General features: G+C 69.5%; 15 protein-coding genes and 1 pseudogene. 8 read left to right on the top strand and 8 right to left on the bottom strand.

Translation table 11 applies throughout. The annotated features are described in order from the left end of the window. Positions 1-2: 2 nt before the first annotated feature. Complete coding sequence (locus AOK11_RS06400; protein WP_055592659.1) at positions 3-665, bottom strand: response regulator; 663 nt, start codon at positions 663-665, stop codon at positions 3-5. 48 nt (positions 666-713) lie between these two features. Next, the gene (locus AOK11_RS06405; RefSeq protein ID WP_055592660.1) at positions 714-1,868 is read right to left on the bottom strand and encodes a sensor histidine kinase; all 1,155 of its coding nucleotides are present in this window, start codon (positions 1,866-1,868) and stop codon (positions 714-716) included. 109 nt (positions 1,869-1,977) lie between these two features. Here AOK11_RS06405 and AOK11_RS06410 point away from each other — a divergent pair, with 109 nt between their 5' ends. The 4 genes from AOK11_RS06410 to AOK11_RS44560 all read left to right on the top strand — a co-directional run bounded on the left by AOK11_RS06410 (position 1,978) and on the right by AOK11_RS44560 (position 6,103). Then, complete coding sequence (locus tag AOK11_RS06410) at positions 1,978-2,898, top strand: ABC transporter ATP-binding protein (protein ID WP_055592661.1); 921 nt, start codon at positions 1,978-1,980, stop codon at positions 2,896-2,898. A 2-nt stretch (positions 2,899-2,900) separates the two neighbouring features. Then, positions 2,901-3,626 carry an ABC transporter permease gene (locus AOK11_RS06415; RefSeq protein ID WP_055592662.1) on the top strand — a complete coding sequence of 242 codons (726 nt, stop codon included), beginning with the start codon at positions 2,901-2,903 and terminating at the stop codon, positions 3,624-3,626. A gap of 577 nt (positions 3,627-4,203) precedes the next feature. Further along, complete coding sequence (locus AOK11_RS06420) at positions 4,204-5,958, top strand: sodium:solute symporter family protein (protein ID WP_240497240.1); 1,755 nt, start codon at positions 4,204-4,206, stop codon at positions 5,956-5,958. 16 nt (positions 5,959-5,974) lie between these two features. Then, positions 5,975-6,103 carry a putative transporter small subunit gene (locus AOK11_RS44560; protein WP_240497241.1) on the top strand — a complete coding sequence of 43 codons (129 nt, stop codon included), beginning with the start codon at positions 5,975-5,977 and terminating at the stop codon, positions 6,101-6,103. A 70-nt stretch (positions 6,104-6,173) separates the two neighbouring features. On the opposite strand, the gene purB is transcribed toward AOK11_RS44560, so the two are convergent. Beyond that, positions 6,174-7,616 (bottom strand): adenylosuccinate lyase, encoded by a 1,443-nt coding sequence (gene purB / locus AOK11_RS06425; RefSeq protein ID WP_055592722.1) that lies wholly within the window; start codon positions 7,614-7,616, stop codon positions 6,174-6,176. 1,134 nt (positions 7,617-8,750) lie between these two features. Between purB and AOK11_RS06435 the strand changes: the two genes are divergently transcribed. The 3 genes from AOK11_RS06435 (at position 8,751) to AOK11_RS06445 (ending at position 10,600) form a co-directional block, all read left to right on the top strand. Next, the gene (locus AOK11_RS06435; RefSeq protein ID WP_055592665.1) at positions 8,751-9,287 is read left to right on the top strand and encodes a DUF5994 family protein; all 537 of its coding nucleotides are present in this window, start codon (positions 8,751-8,753) and stop codon (positions 9,285-9,287) included. A gap of 262 nt (positions 9,288-9,549) precedes the next feature. Then, a complete protein-coding gene (locus AOK11_RS06440; RefSeq protein ID WP_055592723.1) occupies positions 9,550-9,822 on the top strand; it encodes a hypothetical protein in 273 nt (90 codons plus the stop codon). A gap of 286 nt (positions 9,823-10,108) precedes the next feature. Next, positions 10,109-10,600, top strand: a complete 492-nt coding sequence (locus tag AOK11_RS06445) for a DUF5994 family protein (protein WP_055592666.1) — start codon at positions 10,109-10,111, stop codon at positions 10,598-10,600. 38 nt (positions 10,601-10,638) lie between these two features. Here AOK11_RS06445 and AOK11_RS06450 read toward each other — a convergent pair whose 3' ends face one another. Together AOK11_RS06450 and AOK11_RS06455 are read right to left on the bottom strand one after the other, a co-directional pair. Continuing rightward, complete coding sequence (locus AOK11_RS06450; RefSeq protein WP_420902968.1) at positions 10,639-11,910, bottom strand: ATP-binding protein; 1,272 nt, start codon at positions 11,908-11,910, stop codon at positions 10,639-10,641. An 81-nt stretch (positions 11,911-11,991) separates the two neighbouring features. Next, positions 11,992-12,531, bottom strand: a pseudogene (locus tag AOK11_RS06455) (PP2C family protein-serine/threonine phosphatase); the annotation flags it as partial. 107 nt (positions 12,532-12,638) lie between these two features. Here AOK11_RS06455 and AOK11_RS06465 point away from each other — a divergent pair. Continuing rightward, a protein-coding gene (locus tag AOK11_RS06465; RefSeq protein ID WP_276204804.1) for an IS3 family transposase occupies positions 12,639-13,846 on the top strand; the annotation gives its coding sequence in 2 pieces (ribosomal slippage) (positions 12,639-12,933 and positions 12,933-13,846; 1,209 coding nt in all). Positions 13,847-14,239: 393 nt separating this feature from the next. Here the strand turns inward: AOK11_RS06465 and AOK11_RS06470 are convergent. From AOK11_RS06470 to AOK11_RS06480, 3 genes are all read right to left on the bottom strand, one after another. Beyond that, positions 14,240-15,481 carry a PP2C family protein-serine/threonine phosphatase gene (locus tag AOK11_RS06470; protein WP_055592669.1) on the bottom strand — a complete coding sequence of 414 codons (1,242 nt, stop codon included), beginning with the start codon at positions 15,479-15,481 and terminating at the stop codon, positions 14,240-14,242. Between the two features lie 307 nt (positions 15,482-15,788). Beyond that, positions 15,789-16,946: an IS3 family transposase gene (locus AOK11_RS06475; protein ID WP_338058914.1), complete on the bottom strand. Its 1,158-nt coding sequence runs from the start codon at positions 16,944-16,946 to the stop codon at positions 15,789-15,791. 148 nt (positions 16,947-17,094) lie between these two features. Then, positions 17,095-17,964 carry a universal stress protein gene (locus tag AOK11_RS06480; RefSeq protein WP_055592670.1) on the bottom strand — a complete coding sequence of 290 codons (870 nt, stop codon included), beginning with the start codon at positions 17,962-17,964 and terminating at the stop codon, positions 17,095-17,097. Between the last annotated feature and the right edge of the window lie 121 nt (positions 17,965-18,085).

Raw genomic sequence — 18,085 nt, forward strand, 5'->3', positions numbered from 1 at the left:
GCTCACCCGAGCCCCACGAACCCCGACTCGTACGCCACGATCACCGCCTGCGTACGGTCCCGCGCCCCCAACTTCGTCAGCACGGCGCTCACATGCGACTTCACCGTCTCCACCCCTACCACCAGCCGACCGGCGATCTCCGCGTTCGACAGACCCCGCGCCATCAGCCGCAGCACCTCCGCCTCCCGCCCGGTCAGCCCCGCCCGGTCCAGCACGGCCCGTGCCGCACGGTTGCCGCCGCTCTCGCCGTACTCCGCGGCCAACTGCCGGACCGATGCGGGGAACAGCAGTGACTCGCCCTCGGCGACCAGCCGCACCGCGTGCACGATCTCGGCGGGCCGCGCCCGCTTCAGTAAGAACCCGTCGGCACCCACGCGCAGCGCCTCGTACACGTACTCGTCCTGCTCGAACGTCGTCACCACGATGATCTTCGGCGGGTCCTCGACCGTCCGCAGCACGGCGCGGGTGGCCTCGATGCCGTCCATGAGCGGCATGCGCACGTCCATGGCGACCACATCCGGCCGCAGTCGCCGTACCAGCGGGATCACCGCCGCCCCGTCGGCCGCCTCCCCGACCACCTCGATGTCCGGCTGCGCCTCCAACACGGCCCGCAGACCCGCACGTACGAGGGGTTCGTCGTCGACGAGCAGAACGGTGATCGGCATCCGGTCAGCCTAGATCAGCACGCCCCCGTGCAGCCCACACGCCCCTGTTCAGCCCAGCGGCAGCTCGACCCGGACTCGCCAGTCGCCCTCGTCCGGGCCGGTCCGCGCCCGGCCGCCCAGCAGAGCGGCGCGCTCGCGTATGCCGCGCAGCCCGCTGCCGCGGCCGGGGCCCGACACCCCCTCGGCCAGCGGATTGCGGATCTCCAGCAGCAGTGTGCCGTCGGCGACGCACACCCTCGCCCGCACCGGAACCGGCCCCGCGTGCCGCAGCGCGTTGGTCAGGGACTCCTGGAGGATGCGGTACCCCTCGCGTGAGACCGGGCCCGGCACGGTCTCCAGGGGGCCGGACACCTCGGCCTCGAGCTTCACCCCGGAGGCACGGGCGGACTCCAGCAGACGGTCGGCGTCCACGAGCGTCGGCCGGCTGCTCACGGGTCTCTCCGGCTCGCGCAGGATGCCGAGGACCCGGTCCAGGTCCTCCAGAGCGGTCCGGCCGGTCTCCTCGATGGCCTCCAGCGCCCGGTCGGTGAAGGCGGGGTCATCCGCGGCCCGCGCGGCGCCGGCCTGAACCACGGCGATCGTCAGGGCATGACCGATGGAGTCGTGCAGCTCGCGCGCGATGCGGGTGCGCTCCAGGAGCTGTTCGGTCCTGATCTCCAGGGCGGCCAGACGTTCGGCGGGGGAGGGGCCGAGCAGACGGCGCGCGGCGGCGGTGATCAACTCGCCGAGACCCACCGTCGTCGCGTACAGCAGGACCAGGAAGACCGGGATCAGCAGTGCGTAGGCCCAGTGCGGCGACGCGTCCTCCAGCAAGGGGATGCCCCTCGGCGCGTGTCCCATGGCTATTTCTCCCGAGCCGTAAGCCAGGAGTGGCAGCCAGGTCGTGGTGACCCCCGTCACTATCGCCAGCCCCACCCGCGCCGCCAGCCACAGCACGGTCCGCCACCGGTCCCACCAGCTCGCCGACGGCTCCTCGGAGAACTCCGACTCCCGTTCGTCGGATGCCAGCAGCAGCCGGGCCTGTATGCCCTCGCCCCTGCGCACCGCCGGGACCAGCCCCAGCGGAATCAGCACGAGCGCGGGCGCCCACGGGGCTGCCGGATAGATGAAGATCCAGATACTGAACGGCAGCGCGGTCACCCACAGATGCAGGATGCGGGTGTACGTCACCCCGCGCAGGAGCGGACGCAGGACGGTGGGCATGGCGTCATCGTGCCAGCCGTCACCGGCGACCGGCCTCCCCCGCCCGGGGGAGACGGTCCCCCCGCCCGGGGGAGGTGCAGGCGCCGGCCCTGCGGCCACGCTGGTCCGCATGACCAGCATCCACGTCCACGACCTGACCAAGGAGTACGGCAGCCGGCGCGCCGTCGACCATCTCACCTTCCACGTTCCGCCCGGCCGTGTCACCGGTTTTCTCGGCCCCAACGGCGCCGGAAAGTCCACCACCATGCGGCTGCTGCTCGGCCTCGACCGCCCGACGTCCGGCTCCGCCACCATCGGCGGCCAAGACTACGCCACACTGCGCGAACCCCTGCGCCGCGTCGGCGCCCTGCTGGACGCGCAGGCCGCGCACGACTCCCGCACCGGCCGTGACCACCTGCGCGTCCTGGCCGCGAGCAACCGCATCCCGGACCGCCGGGTCGACGAGGTACTGGAGGAGACCGGCTTGGCCTCGGCGGCCACGCGCAGGGTACGGACGTACTCCCTGGGCATGCGCCAGCGGTTGGGCATCGCCGCCGCGCTGCTCGGCGACCCGGAGGTGGTCATGCTCGACGAGCCCTCCAACGGGCTCGACCCGGAAGGGATCGTGTGGGTGCGGCAGTTGCTGCGCCGACTCGCGGACGAGGGGCGCACCGTGCTGGTCTCCAGCCATCTGATGAACGAGACGGCGTCCTTCGCCGACCACCTCGTCGTCCTCGGCCGGGGCCGGCTGCTGGCGGACACCCCGATGCGCGCGTTCATCGAGTCGCGCGTGCGTCCCGCCGTCCGTATCCGCACCTCGGACCCCGTCGCGCTGAAGAGCGCGCTCGCCCCGCACGGCCACGAGGCCGTCGAGCAGCAGGACGGGCACTGGACCGTGCAGCACGCACGCGTGGACGACATCGGACGCCTCGCGTCCGCCGCCGGCGTGCCGATCCTCGAACTCGCCGCGGAGGAAGGCACGCTGGAACAGGCTTACCTGGACCTCACAGCAGCCGAGACCGAGTTCACCGCTTCGCCCCAGGAGGCCTGACCATGCAGTTCGCACCCGTACTCCACGCCGAGTGGCTGAAGATCCGCACGCTCCGCTCGCTTCTGGGCGCGCTGGCGGTGCTGTTCGTGACGACCACCGCGTTCTCCGCGCTCGCCGGTGCGTCGAGCACGTCGGAACCCGAGTTCGACCCGTTGTTCACGACCCAGTTCGGGGTCTTCCTGGGACAGATCGCCGCGATCTCCTTCGGTGCCATGGCGGTGTCGGCCGAGTTCCGCAACGGTGCGCTGAGACTGTCGCTGGCGGCCGTCCCGCAGCGCGGGCACTGGTTCGCGGCCAAGATGACCGCCATCGCCCTCCCGGCTCTCGCCGTCGGCCTGCTGACCGCCCTGGCCTCCCTTTTCGCGGCAAGGGCGACGCTGGGCCCGGCGGCGGACGGGCTCACCACGGGCGAGCAGGCGCGCGCGGTCGTGGGCTGCGGCATCTACCTCATGCTGATGGCCCTGTTCGCGGCCGGACTCGCGACCCTGCTGCGCAGCGGTGTGACGACGCTGTCCCTGCTGATCCCGTTCATCCTGATCGTGTCGTTCGTGATCGGGGACGCGGCCGGCACGGCCGTCGAGTTCATGCCCGACCGCGCCGGTCAGGTGATCCTCCAGCAGACGTACGACGGGCCGCTCGGCCCCTGGTCCGGGCTGGGAGTGACCGCGCTGTGGGCCGCCGCGGCGCTGCTGGCGGGGGTCTGGAGACTGCGTCGCCGGGACGCCTGACGGACAGGGTGCCGACGCGCCGTCAAGTTCCAGGGACGGTGGGGTCACCGGCTCCATGAGCAGCGCACAGCGCATCGCCCCCATCGACGGGCCGCGCTCCGCCTCCTCCCTGCGGAGCGCGGCCCGTCGGACGGTGGCTTCGCGGGACCGGATTCCCTGTGTACGCCCTGACACCACTAGGCGGTCATTTCTGAACAAGTCGGGCGCTCCGTCGCAGTTGCGACTTGTAAAGAGAGAGCTGCAAAGATCCTGATGTGGGAATAACGAAGTTGGACAGGATGGGCGTTGCAGTGTAAACATCAGTTGTCTGCCTCGTGTAGCTGCGAGGCAGCTCTCCGTGGATCTCCGGTAGGGCCGAAGGGTGCCACCGTCGGCAGAAGCCGATGCCCTGAAGCCGGTTTGCGGGCCCAAAGGGGCCCGCTGTTTTGTGAGCGCCCCCGGCTTCAGCGACGACGCGCCGGGTGGCGAGATGGAGTGCGTCCCCGGGCCTCCGGCGCATGGATGCGTTTGGCATGTCCTGGGCGAGTCTTCGGTGCGGTCGCTGACGCCGGGCTCGATGAGTCGAAGGAGGTGGCGTGTGTCGGGCGGAACGGATACGGCCCAGTTCAGCGCCGTGGTTGTTGTTGGCTTGCTGGTCCTCTTCTATGGGGGGACCTTTCTGATCTCGACCCGTATCGGCAAGAGGGAGGAGAACGCCGACGGGTACATGACGGCCGGCAACAACGTCGGATTCGGCATCTCGGCCGCCAGCATGACGGCGACATGGATCTGGGCATCCTCGATGTACGCGTCCGCCACGTCGGGTTACACCTACGGCATCTCGGGCCCCATCCACTACGGGCTCTGGGGCGCCCTGATGATCCTTTTCATCTACCCCTTCGGCAAGCGCATCCGTAAGGTCGCCCCCAAGGCGCACACCCTGGCGGAGGTCATGTACGCCCGCCACGGCCGCTCCAGCCAGTTGATGCTCGCGGGCTCCAACGTCGTCGGCAGCCTCATCAGCCTGATGTCCAACTTCATCGCCGGCGGCGTGCTGATCTCACTCCTGTCACCGTTCAACTTCATCCAGGGCGTCGTCTGCGTCGCCGCGGGTGTGCTGCTCTACACGCTGTGGTCCGGGTTCCGCGCCTCCGTCATGACCGACTTCGTGCAGGTCGTCGCGATGCTCGGTGCCGTGGCCGTGATCGTCCCGTTCATCTTCTTCGCGGCCGGCTTCCCCGCGGCGTTCGAGACCGGTGCGGACAACCTGACCCCGCAGCAGGGGAACTTCTTCTCCAGCGAAGCCTTCATGGGGCAGGGCGCCCCCTACATCGCCGCGGTGCTGGCCTACGCGATCGGCAACCAGACCATCGCCCAGCGTCTTTTCGCGGTGAAGGAGAGCCTGATCAAGCCGACCTTCATCACCGCGACCATCGGGTACGGCGCCATGGTGATCGGCATCGGCATGCTCGGCGTGCTCGCCCTCTACCTGGGCTTTGAGCCGTCCGGTGGCGACCTCAACAACCTCATCCCCGAGATGGCCGCCGAGTACCTGCCGCCCGCGCTGCTGGCCCTGTTCTTCATCATGATCGTCGGCGCGCTGTCCTCCACCGCCGACGCGGACCTCGCCGCCCTCTCGTCGATCACCATGGCCGACGTCTACGGCCAGGGTGTCGGCAAGGAGAAGGCCGACCCGAAGACGATGCTGCTGGTCGGCCGGATCACCATGGTGGTGGCCACCGCGCTGGGCGTCACGTTCGCCAGTCTCCAGCTGAGCATCCTCGACCTGCTGGTCTTCGTCGGCGCGCTGTGGGGCGCGCTGGTCTTCCCGGTGCTGGCCAGCTTCTACTGGGAGAAGGTCACGAACAAGGCGTTCACCACCTCGGTGCTCGTGGCGCTCGCGGTCTTCCTGCCCGTGCGCTTCGGCTGGATCCCCGTGGACGGCGCCTTCGGCATCGTCGTGGACGTGCTGGCGGTCCTCGGCATCGGTGTCGTCCTCGGCCTGATGGTCTTCGGCTTCCTGGGCGCCAGGGCGGCGAAGACCGTCGGTGTGCTGGCCGTGCTGGTCTCCGCGCCGTTCGCCATCGGATCCCTGCACGAGTACGCGACGCTGTGCGGTTCGCTCGTCGCCTACTCGGTGAGCACCGTCATCTGCTGGGCCATGTCCGTACGGCAGGAAGAAGGCTTCGACTTCTCCGTCATCGCGGAACGCACCGGCAACTTCGACGACGGCGGCGCCGCCGCGGCGACCGCCGACGGGCAGGGGGAGGCACCCCCTGTCCCCGGCCGGGCCCAGCGCCCCGGAGGCGCCCCGGACGCGGGCGACCTCGAGCCCGCCGCACACACCAAGTGAGACAAGAGGAGGCACAGTGACCGTCGCTCTGAGCGTCTACGTCCTGATGTGGCCCGTCGCCGTGGCCGTCATCCTGTTCGTGATCAGCCGTGGGTTCTTCCGCGAGTGGCTCGAAGCCCGCCGCAACGGCCAGGACATGATCTGACCCGCGCCGTAGCACCAGGCCCTGTCCTCAGGACCCCATGGGGGTTCCGAGGACAGGGCCTGGGAGCGGGTCAGAGAATCGCCCCGGGAGTGTAGGCGGCGGCTTCCGGGTGCTGCTTGACGATCTCGTCGACACGGCCCACGACGGCGGCGACCTGGGCGCTCGCCGCACCCGTGAACGACAGCTTGTCCGCCATCAGCGCGTCCAGCGCGGACCTGTCGAGGGGGATCCGGTCGTCGGCCGCGAGCTTGTCGAGCAGGTCGTTGCGCTCGGCGCCCTGCTCACGCATCGCGAGGGCCGTGGCGACGGCGTTCTCCTTGATCGCCTCGTGCGCGACCTCACGGCCGACACCCGCGCGCACCGCGCCCATCAGCACCTTGGTGGTGGCCAGGAACGGCAGATAGCGGTCCAGCTCCCGGGCGACGACCGCCGGGAACGCGCCGAACTCGTCGAGCACCGTCAGGAACGTCTCCAGCAGACCGTCGAGCGCGAAGAACGCGTCGGGAAGCGCCACCCGGCGCACCACCGAGCAGGACACGTCGCCCTCGTTCCACTGGTCGCCCGCCAGCTCCCCGGTCATCGAGGCGTAGCCGCGCAGGATCACCATCAGGCCGTTGACGCGCTCGCAGGAACGGGTGTTCATCTTGTGCGGCATCGCGGACGAGCCGACCTGGCCCGGCTTGAAGCCCTCGGTGACCAACTCGTGCCCGGCCATCAGCCGGATGGTCTTCGCCAGCGACGACGGGGCCGCCGCCAACTGCACCAGCGCGGTCACCACCTCGTAGTCCAGCGACCGCGGGTAGACCTGTCCGACCGAGGTGAACGCCTCGGCGAAACCCAGGTGCCCGGCGATCCGACGCTCCAGCTCCGCGAGCCGGTCCACGTCGCCGCCCAGCAGGTCCAGCATGTCCTGCGCCGTACCGACCGGGCCCTTGATGCCCCGCAGCGGATAGCGGCCCAGCAGCTCCTCCAGCCGGCCGTACGCGACGAGAAGCTCGTCGGCGGCGGTGGCGAAGCGCTTGCCGAGCGTGGTGGCCTGGGCCGCCACGTTGTGCGAGCGGCCGGCCATGACCAGCTCGCCGTACTCACCGGCCAGCCTGCCGAGCCGGGCCAGCACCGCCACCGTACGGTCCCGCATCAGCTCCAGCGACAGCTGGACCTGCAGCTGCTCCACGTTCTCGGTGAGGTCGCGGGAGGTCATCCCCTTGTGCACGTGCTCGTGCCCGGCGAGGTCGTTGAACTCCTCGATCCGCGCCTTCACGTCGTGCCGGGTCACCTTCTCGCGCTCCGCAATGGAGGCCAGGTCGACCTGGTCGAGGACCCGCTCGTAGTCGGCGAGCGCCGCGTCCGGCACCTCGACACCGAGGTCCTTCTGCGCCCGCAGCACGGCGAGCCAGAGCTGCCGCTCCAGCCTCACCTTCTGCTCGGGCGACCAGAGCGTGGCGAGCTCGGCGGAGGCATAACGTCCGGCGAGGACGTTCGGGATACGGGGCTTGGCGGGCGCAGCAGTCACGTGCACGGAGTTTACCCGGCGTCCAAGGAGACTCCGAACCGTCCATGCGGTCCGGAAAGACCAGGTCGGACACCTTCCGGCCTGGGCTCTCCACCGGTTCCGTGAGATGCGTGGGAGACGACGAGGGCCCGCCGGAGCACTCCGGCGGGCGTTCGTAGCACGCCTGGGTGCGCGGGTCGAAGCACAGGCGGGTCTGCGCGATCCGGTGCAGGGCGGCGTCGGCCTGCCGGCCGCCGCCGCGGTTGAGGCGGAGGTACGGCCTGTTTGCCGAGAGCGCTCGACGGGGCTGACCCCGCACAGCGCGGCGAGGGACGCCTCACTGCCCGGACGCTCCGGTTGTCCCCCACCGTGATCGGCAAGGTGACGGCCGTCCGGACCGATGCCCACCCCTGTGAGCGGCTGCGGGGCGTGGCGGTCCACGATCCGGGCCAGGCGGTCTTCCAAGCCCCGGATCTGTTCGGTGAGCTGCCCGATTCGGTGGGACCAGCAGGCTCAGCGTGATGCGGCCGGCCTGGAGCACAAGCGTCGCGCTGGACGAACTCCCGCACGGCCGACTCACGCCGCCAGGGGGCCAGGGCCGCGTTGAACTCACGGACGTAGTCCGTGGCCCGGCTCGGCTGGACGTGGGCGAGGATGTCGACGGACCGGTTGCCGAGCTCGAGTCCGTGGTCGAGTCGCGGGCCTGGCGGTGGGAGGGCCCGACGATGGCGAGCCGCATGCCGACGGAGCGGGTGAACACGCCCGTCGGCATCGCGGTGGCCTGCTTGTTCCAGGCCAGTGCCGTCTTGGGGTTCTTCGGGTCGCGGAAGACCTCGGCGGCGTCCGCGGACAGGCGTAGGGACTGCATGGCCATGGTGGTCAGCACATAGCAGCCGAGCTGTACGTCCCCGCCCGCGCGGGCCATCCGCAAAGCCTGGATGAAGTGCCGCTGGGCCACCTCGTGCTGGCCGACGTACTGGCTCTGACCAGTCGCTCCCGAGTCAGGAAATAGCTGGTCATGCGCACATTTTCGGGCTCGGGTGCGGAGTAGGGTGGAGGCGCCGGGAGCTCTTCGCACGCCGGTTCCTCTGCGGTGTCGTTCCCGGTGATCGACAAGGCCGGGCCGCCCCACGAGCCCGGGGGCAGGTCCGCGCCATGACCGTGACCATCGACCGTACGGCATCGAGCAGGCGCGCACCGTCGCTTTCGGCTCGCCTGTGCCTGACGCCCGCGCCGGGCGGGCTGGACGGCACGTGGTGGCCTCGCTCCCGTGCCCTCACCCGTGAGCTGCCAGCCTTGACAGCCGCGCTGGGCGACCTCTGGGGCCGCATCACAGGCGTCACGGTGAACCCGGACCACTGGCCCGTCATCCCGCATTGGGTGTCCGTCGCCGGGCGCACCGTGCATGTGGGCTGGTCCACCGAGGAGCAGGATCCGCACCGGATGACCCTTTTCTCCACCGGTGGCCGCCGGGACGTGCTGGCGATTCCGCCGGAAACCGGTGTGGATGCCGCCGCACGGCTGATGGCGGGTGACGGTATCGATGCCCCGGGCCGGGAGGAAGCAGCAGACAGGATCGATGCCCGAAGCAGGGAAGAAGCGTGGGAGACCGACGGCGGGGCAGGTCCGCCGTCGTTCCTGCCCCGGTCCATCGGCTCGACAGGGCGTTCGCCCGCCGGCCAAGGGATGTGAGAGGACCATGACTGTCATCGCCGTGGCCGCGCTGCTCGTCCTGATCGCTGTCGGAGTCGCTCTGATCCACCGGCTCAACGCTCAGCACGACGAACGGATCGCTGCCTTCCACTACAGCGATGCCCTACCGGGGATCGGCCGCCGGACCCGGAGGCACCGCCGGCCGGCGGTGGACGCGACCGCCCCGACACGCCCCACCGCGACAGCGACTGCGGATGACATCGACTTCGGCCCAGTCGGGGGCCGTAGAGGACGGCAGGTCATGGCGATACTGCGAGACCGGAAGACGTACCGCGAGAAGATCATGCGGGCTCTGTACGAAGCCGCCGAAGGCAATCGGCTCCTGGGCGTCGACGGGGCGAAGCTCCGCAACGACCTCGGCATCCCTGAGCAGGACATGGCCGCTGCCTGTACGTATCTGGCGGGTGAAGGCTGGGTCGTCGTCGACTGGGCGAGGGGCAACACGCCCACGATGATCACGCTGACGCACCAGGGGATCCGGCGGATGGAAGCAGAAGAGGAAGGGCGTGGCTGAGTCGCCACGTCGGCTTCTCGGACCGAAGTGAACCTTCGTAAGGATTGCTTATGTCGGGATAGTCCCTTTGGCGTAATGTGGAAAGCGGGTCGGCGCACGCTCACGTGCAATGACCCGGAAGGGCGGCTCCGGCGGGTATACGCCGGAGCCGTTGCCTGTCTCCGGAACCACCTGCGGCGAAGCGTTCACGCGAGCGTCGTGCGGAGTACGGTGAGGTGGCAGGGTCATTTCATATCACGGTCGCACGCCCTGCGGTCGCACTACTCTCTGCGGACGGGCGGACCTCATGGCCGACTCCGACACCCCCCACACCCCCAGGTTGCTGCCGGACGCCGTCCACCAGCCGGTGAGACCCGGGACGGCCCTGCTGAGGCTGGAGACGACACACGCGCGCGAGGGAATCCTGGACGGTGCCTGGTGGCCGCGGTCCCGGGACATCGGCGCCGAGCTTCCCTCGCTGATCACCGCGTTGACCGAGCATCTCGGACCCGTCACCCGCGTCGGTCTGGACCGCAGTGCCTGGGACGAACTGCCGACCCGGCTGATGATCGACGGCCGAGTCGTCCACATCGACTCCTTCCCGGTCGGTGACGACACCGTCCTCATCACCCGGGGCGACCGGGACCATTTCTCCTTGCTGGTAGTCCCGCCGGACACGATGCCTGACGCGGCACACGCCGCGATGACCAGGGCCGTCCGGGCCGACAACGTCACCGGGGCCGAACAGATTCTCATCGACATCGACACTGGCAGCGACACGCCGTCTCCGCCGAGCTGACACCTCCGTTGCAGACCGGATATCCGGAAGCCAGGACGCTAGATACGGGCGAACTTCTCGGTCTGGTCGGCGAACTCCTGGGCCATGGCGCCGCTGACCGTGGGCTGGGTGTCGCGGATCGTGGCCAGGTAGTCGTCCGTGGTGGCCAGGGCCTGGGTTCCGGTGTCGAAGGTGCGCTCGAACTGTGCCTGGGAGACAGTACGTGCCACGTGGGCGATGTCGGCGGGGGTGAACCCCTCGCTGGCGGACGAGAGTGCCGCGCTGTCGGCCCGGGCGCCCGCTCGGGTCAGGTAGCTCTTCCACAATGCGGTCCTGGCGCTGTGGTCGGGAGGGCCGAGGGGCAGCACGTAGTCGAAGCGACCGTGCCGTAGGAAGGCCGGGTCGAGGGTGGTCACGTTGTTCGTGGCGCAGACGAGAAGCCGCCCGTCCTGGGTTCGGAACCGGACGATCGCCTTGAGCAGTTCGTTGACGACGCCGACCGCGGTCGCATCCGCACCGCTGCGTTCACCGGCGACCTCCTCGACCTCGTCGATGAAGACCAGGACGTGGTCGAGCTGGGCGATCTCGTCGAAGCGCCGGCTCAGCCCGCTCGCCAGACCGTACTCGGCAGCCAGACGTGCGGGGAACAGTTCGAGAAAGGGCCAGCCCAGGCGGCCGGCGATCGCGTGCGCGAACGTGCTTTTACCGGTCCCGGGCGGACCGAACAGCATCACCGCTCGCGGCAGTTCCACACCGTGCTGGGCGGCCAGTTCGGGATGGGCCAGTGGCAGGACCAGGCGGCGCTCGATGAGCTGTTTCTCCCTGTGCATGCCCGCGACCTTCTGCCACAGTCCCCCGTGCGGCAGTTCCGCCCCGAGCGAGGAGAGCATGCCGATCTCCTGAGGAGTCACCGGCCCGCGCTTCTCGAAGACGACCATGCCCGAGCGGGCGCCGAAGCCGCAGTTGTACAGAGCGGCGGCACCGGTCTCGCCCTTGGGCAGGACCGCGTGCACCGCGCGGACGCCACTGGCGAAGAGCCGGTGCTCCAGGGCTGTGATCAGGTCGCTGCCCAGCCCCCGTTGCCGCCAGGCCGGTGCCATGCAGATGCGCAGGATCCATGCCCGGTCGCCCTCCACTCTGCTCACCGCGGCGCCGACCACCCCCTCGTCCGCCGTGGCCACCACCGCCGGGTGGAGGGCTTGGAGGGCCGCCACGGCGTCCGAGAGCGGGAAGAGAGGTGGCTCTTCGGCCGTGCTGCTCTCCGCATCGACGCGGATCACCGCTTCGAGATCGTCCTGGGAGTAGTCCCTGACACGCCACTCCGTCATCATCAGCTCCGCGTGTTCGGCCGTACTCCCATCATCAGCCGATGCATGGAGTACGCGCGCGACAGGCGTCGGCCGTGAGTCCGATCAGTCGGCGCCGCGCCACTCGATGAGCAGGAGCGTCGCGTCGTCCGTCGTGATCCCGCCCCGTGCCCGTTTGAGCGTGTGGGGGAGGGAACGGGCCACGGCCCGGGTCTCATACGCCGTACGTTCGAGGCGGTCCACCCAGCCGATGAGCTGTTCCTCACCGAATTCCTCACCACCGACATCGTGCTCCTCGATCAACCCGTCGGTGAAGCACATGATCCGATCTCCGGGGTCGAGGGCCAGTTCACTGATCCGGGGCTCGTGACCGCCGAAGCAGACAGGGAGCGTCGTCGGGCCGCGGAGCCGCCGGACAGCACGGTGTCCGCGGATCAGCAGGGGGGCGGGATGTCCCGCGTTGACCCACTGGACACGGCCCGTCATTGTGTCGAGCCGCATTATCTGAGCGGTCACGAAGTGGTCGGGGCCGAACTGCTCGGCGATGGCCCGGTCCATGAACGCATAGATCTCCGGCAGGCCGACACTGATCCGCCGGGCGTGCCGGTAGGCACCGATGGCCACCGTGTCCATCGTGGGGGCCTCCCCCTGAGTGGTGGACACGCTGATACTGGATCTGCTTGATCCGGAGGAAGCGAGAAAGACCGCCGATGGCGCTGAAGGACTACTCGGACTAGTTCAAGGCCGATGCCGTGGCCCTGTACGAGTCCACGCCCGGGGCGACGCACAAGGGTATCGCCGCCGACCTGGGCATCAACCGGGCCACCCTGCGTGAGTGGGTGCTGCGGGACCGTGACCGCCGCGGTGTCGCCGCCACGGCCCCCTCGTCGGGCGGGCAGATGGCGGCCCGGGCCGGGAAGACGGTGCCGTCCGAGGATCCGGACGAGCGGATCCGGCAGATGGAGGCCCGGGTGGCCGAGCTCGAGGCGAGTGAGCGGAAGCCGGCGACCGAGCGGGACATACTCCGCAAGGCGGCCAAGTATTTCGCCGGGGAGACGAACTGGTGATGAGCCGCTTCCAGTTCGTTGACGACCACCGGGACGCCTTCGAGGTGAAGCGGCTCTGCGAGGTCCTGGACCTGAACCGGTCCAGCTACTACCAGTGGCTCGCCGGAAGACAGGCGAGGGCGGCACGACTACGCAAGGACCGGCTCCTGGCCGAGGAGATCCGCGAGGTCCACGGCGAGTTCCGCGGCACCTACGGCTCTCCGCGCGTGACCGCCGAGCTTCGCGAGAAGGGCCGGCGGGTGAACGAGAAGCGAGTCGCCCGGCTCATGCGCACGTTCTCCATCACCGGCGTCCACCTGCGCAGACGCGTCCGCACCACGATCCCGGACCCGGCAGCCTCGCAGGTCCCGGACCTGTTCCAGCGGGACTTCACCGCCACCGAGCCGGGCCGCAAGTACATGGGCGAGATCACCCATCTGCCCCTGGAGAACGGGAAGTTCCTCTATCTCGCAACGGTTCTGGACTGCTTCAGCCGCAGGGTCGCCGGCTGGTCCATCGCCGACCACATGCGCACCAGTCTGGTCACCGACGCCCTGCGGATGGCGGCTCGGACCCGCGCCGGCCTGGACGGCTCCGTGTTCCACTCCGACCACGGGGCCCAGTACGTCTCCCGGGCCTTCGCGGACCTCTGCACCGAGCTCGGGGTCACCCGGTCGATGGGCGCGGTCGGCATCAGCGCGGACAACGCGGCCTGCGAGAGCTTCCACGCGTCCCTGAAACACGGGGCGCTTCAGGGCGCCCGCGACTACGGCGACCGGGCCGCCTGCCGCAGTACCGTCTTCGCCTGGCTGACCCGCTACAACACCCGCCGCCGGGACTCCGCCAACGGCCACCTCAGCCCCAACGAATACGAACGCCGACGCCGCACCGCTAAACTCACGCTCGCCGCGTGATCAATAACCGCGTGTCCACCATTACGGGGGAGGGCCCACCGCCGTGGCCGGCGGATCCCTGCGATTGCACCACCTGCCCCCGGCGCTGGCTCGGATCATCGCCCTCACCGGCAACAGCACCCTGCTCCACGGCTACCCGGACGACCTCCCACCGCGGCCTTCTTCGCCGCCCTGGACACCCGGAGCGCCAAGTCGGGGGCCCTCCCGAACACCGAGGGTCACCGCGATCCCTACGCCCGGGAACTGACCGACCTCCGATTCCGACCGACCGCGGCCCGGTCCTCACCCCTCACCGCCCGCCCTGAGCGCCGAACGCGGCACCACGTCCCACACCGGCCTGAAGCTCCTCGCCGGCGAGGTCGCCACCCTTTCGTCGTGGTGGTGGCTGTCGGCTCACTCCAGGAGGGCGAGGTGGTCAGCGGCGCCCCCGCGCCATTCGATCAGGAAGAGGGTCGCGTCGTCGCTGGTGCGGCCGCCCCGCTGCTGCTTCAGAGCGTGGGAGAGTGCGCGCACAACCGCGCGTACTCCCTTCTCCGTGTGTTCGATGCGGTTGACCCAGTGGATCAGTTGCTCCTCGCCGAACTGCTCTTCACCGGCTTCGTGTTCCTCGATCAGGCCGTCGGTGAAGCACAGCACCCGGTCGCCGTGTTGGAGCATCTGTTCGCTGACCCGGGGCTCTTCACCGCCGAAACCGACCGGCAAGGTGGTCGGGCCTGCCAGTTGCCGCACGACCTGGTGATTGCGGATCAGCAGCGGTGCGGGGTGGCCCGCGTTGACCCACTGCAGGTGGCCCGTTGCGATGTCCAGACGCATCATCTGCGCGGTGACGAAGTGGTCGGGCCCGAACTGCTCGGCGATGGCCCGGTCCATGAAGGTGTAGATCTCGGACAGGCCGATGTCAGCACGCCTGGCGTGCCGGTAGGCCCCGACGGCGACGGTCGCCATCGTGGCGGCGTCCAGGCCGTGGCCCATCGCATCGACCATGGCCATATGCAGGATGTCCTCGTTGAGGGCGTAGTCGAAGCTGTCGCCTGCGACGCTGTAGGCGGGCTCCAGGATTCCGGCCACCGCTGCCTGCGGGACGGACATCGCCAATGGCGGCAGCAGGGACCACTGGATCTCCGCGGCCACGCTCATCGGTTCGCGGCGCCGGGCGAGGAAGAACTGGTCGGTGTAGCTGTGCTTGGTGACCAGCATGTCGGCGACCAGACCGGCGAGCCGGCGCAGTAGCCGCCGGTCGTCGTCATCGACGGTGTCCAGGGTGAGGGCCATCACTCCCACCTGGTCGCTGCCGTCCAGCAACGGCAGGTACATCCGGACGCCGTCGGACTGCGGCACCTCGACAGTGGTCGCCTGCAGGAAGGCCGTGCCGGCGGGAGAGCCATCGATCGGTTCAGGCTCGCCGACCGTCAGCCGCCGACCCGGCAGTGGCACCAGCATCAGCTGGCCGTAGTCCTGCAGCAGGATCGAGACGTCGCGGCCACCGACCCTGGCCACCTCTTCCGCGATCAGCGGTGCGATCAGCTGCGGCGGCATCTCGTGTGCCCGGTCCAGCAGCACCCCCAGCAGCCGCTCACCGAACCCTTCCGAGCGGTCCGTCATGCCGTTGTCCGGCCGTCGCTCACCTTGTGCCATGGCCGCGCCCTTGCACCAGTGTCCTCAAAGTCTCGGTCACCGTGCCCTGCTCACCTTGTGCCGCGGATCCAGCGCCCGCCCGGACCGCTCGGGGCCATCCGGCGGTCGTGGCCGATCCTCTCGACCCTCTCACGTGATCTGTACACAAGACTCCTGACGCGACCGTGATCACCCCTTCCAGAGTGACGCGGCCGACCAACCCAAAGTGCCCATTACGCTAAACGCGGCATGTCATACGGCTTCAACCAGCTCAACGACCCCACCTGGCTGTGGGAGTGAACTTCCCCCGCTGTGTGGGAGGTGCTGACTAGCTGGTCAGGGCGGGTTTGCGGGGTTTCAGGTTCACCGGTTCGGCCGTTGCCTGGTTGACGTAGTACTTCTCCTCGAACTCGATGGGGCTGAGGTAGCCGAGTCGTTTCTGGATGCGGCGGGGGTTGGAGAACCCGTCGACGTACTCGAAGAGCGCGAGGTTCGCCTCGGCCCGGGTGGCGAACACCCGGCCTCGGGTGCACTCGGTTTTGATCAGCATCCACAGGTTCTCCGCCAGGGCGTTGTCGAACGAGTCGCCCACCGATCCCATGGACGCCTTAATTTTTGCCCGCACCAAGCGTGTTGTGAGCTTGATGGACGTGTACTGACAGCTGTGGTCGGCATGGTGAATGAGCGTGCCGGGGGTGACCTCGCGGCTGGCCAGGGCGTACTCCAGCGTGGTCAGGACCAGGTCGGCATCGGCGCGGGCAGAGGTCTCCCAGGCCACGATGCGGCGGGAGAACGCATCTCGGATTGCCGACAGCCACAGCTGGCCCTCGCCGGTGAGGATCATCGTGAGGTCGGTGACCCACAGCCGGTTCGGCTCGCTCGCGGTGAAGTCGCGCTGCACCAGGTCCGGGACAAGGCCGGCGTCCGGGTCACGGCGGGTGAAGCCCCTGCCCGTGCGGCGTGGGCCGATGCCGGCTTCCCGCATCAGCCGCTCGACCCTTTTGCGGCCGATCGCCACGCCCTCGCGCTTCAGGACGGCATGCACGCGCGGGGAGCCGTAGATCCCGCCGGAGTCCGCGTGAACCTGGCGGACCTTCTCGGTGAGCTCGGCGTGCTGGCGTTTCCTGTGACACGGCTCCTTCTTGGCGCGGCACCACCGGTAGTAGGCGGAGGAGGAGATGTGCAGTTCCCGGAGTACGGGCTTGACCCCCATGCGGCCGACCTGGAGCACAAGCGTCGCGCTGGGCGACTTCGACCGCCAGGGCTTCCCCGACGAAGCGGCCCGGACGCCTCCGCTGCGGTCGGCTCCCCATCCGCCTGCACAGCAAGCCGAGCCGGAGCCACCTGCTTGATCAGGCCGAGGATCATCGAGCGTTCCGCCTCGGTGATCTGCCGCTTGCGGCCCTGCCCGCCCAGATCCTCCAGCCCTTGCAGGCCCATGGGGTTGAAGCGGTGCAACCAGCGGCGGGGCTGGATTGGGTTGCACCTCAGCTCATCCGCGATGACGGGCACCCGCCGCCTTGTCCGGGCCGAGGCCGACGTCACGATCACCCGGCGCTGACGAGGTGCCGGGTTGGCGGCATGACATGAGTTCTCCCGTCCGGTTCCGGTTCACTCTCCGGTCCGCCACCGGCTCAGCCGTGCTGGGACTCGGGCACGGTGATCACCGGGCACTCCGCCCGGTGCAGGAGACCGTGCACCACCGATCCGAGCCTCATGCCGGAGTACCCTCCGCGCCCGTGTCTGCCGACGACGACCACCAGGGCGCCGATCGAAGCGAGGGCCAGTTCCTCCACCGGGTGGCCGCGCAGGACCTCATGGGTGATCTTCACATCCGGGTACTTTCCTCCCCGTCCCGCTACGGTTTCGGACAGGATCCGGCGCCGCTCGTCAAGCTCCGCTGCTTCGTCGCCGAAGGACACGACGGGTCGCCGCCACACCCATACGGCGTGCAGGGCGGCGCTGTGCAGCGCCGCCTCTTCCACGGCGAACTCCAGGGCCGTTCTCGAGGATTCGCTGCCGTCGACACCCACGACGAGATGGGGATGCCGTTGCCCCGCGCGCTCCGGCTCCCTGACCACGACGACCGGGCAGTCCGCCTGGGCACTCACCGGAACGGCCACCGAGCCCGCACTGAAGAGCTCTTCCGGTCGGCTGAGCCGACGGGAACCGACGACGACCATCCGGGCCTGCGCCGCTTTCCGGCAGAGCACCACCGACGGCGTCCCGTCGAGCAGTTCCGTCGCCAGGGGCACTTCCGCGTACAGCGCCCGCACCGTGGCGGCCGCCTCGGTGAGCGCGCTTTCGCCCTGGCCCTGGAGCATGGTGCGGTTCCAGGGTGCGTCGACGTGCCGTCCGCCGGGCAGGGGCGGCACCGCTACCACGAGCCGGAGGGGCAACCGTCTGCGGACGGCCTCGTCGGCCGCCCAGGCGAGCGCCGGAACGGACTGCTCGCGCGGGTCGATCCCGACGATCACCTCATCGCGTCCAGCGGTGTTCTGCATGGCTTCTCCTGCTGCCTCACGCCGTCATGGGAAACGGACCGCGACGAGTGGGCTCGACATCGCCGTAAGCGCCCCCGGCCAGACCCCGGTCAGTGGCGCTTGGACGGGACGCTCCGTGCAC

Source organism: Streptomyces hirsutus (assembly GCF_001418415.1).
Lineage (GTDB): Bacteria > Actinomycetota > Actinomycetes > Streptomycetales > Streptomycetaceae > Streptomyces > Streptomyces hirsutus.

Excerpts from the sequence above, each read along its gene's own strand:
- AOK11_RS06400 (WP_055592659.1), bottom strand. The coding sequence starts at position 665 with ATGCCGATCACCGTTCTGCTCGTCGACGACGAACCCCTCGTACGTGCG.
- AOK11_RS06405 (WP_055592660.1), bottom strand. The coding sequence starts at position 1,868 with ATGCCCACCGTCCTGCGTCCGCTCCTGCGCGGGGTGACGTACACCCGC.
- AOK11_RS06410 (WP_055592661.1), top strand. The coding sequence starts at position 1,978 with ATGACCAGCATCCACGTCCACGACCTGACCAAGGAGTACGGCAGCCGG.
- AOK11_RS06415 (WP_055592662.1), top strand. The coding sequence starts at position 2,901 with ATGCAGTTCGCACCCGTACTCCACGCCGAGTGGCTGAAGATCCGCACG.
- AOK11_RS06435 (WP_055592665.1), top strand. The coding sequence starts at position 8,751 with ATGACCGTGACCATCGACCGTACGGCATCGAGCAGGCGCGCACCGTCG.
- AOK11_RS06440 (WP_055592723.1), top strand. The coding sequence starts at position 9,550 with ATGGCGATACTGCGAGACCGGAAGACGTACCGCGAGAAGATCATGCGG.
- AOK11_RS06445 (WP_055592666.1), top strand. The coding sequence starts at position 10,109 with ATGGCCGACTCCGACACCCCCCACACCCCCAGGTTGCTGCCGGACGCC.
- AOK11_RS06450 (WP_420902968.1), bottom strand. The coding sequence starts at position 11,910 with ATGATGACGGAGTGGCGTGTCAGGGACTACTCCCAGGACGATCTCGAA.
- AOK11_RS06470 (WP_055592669.1), bottom strand. The coding sequence starts at position 15,481 with ATGGCACAAGGTGAGCGACGGCCGGACAACGGCATGACGGACCGCTCG.
- AOK11_RS06480 (WP_055592670.1), bottom strand. The coding sequence starts at position 17,964 with ATGCAGAACACCGCTGGACGCGATGAGGTGATCGTCGGGATCGACCCG.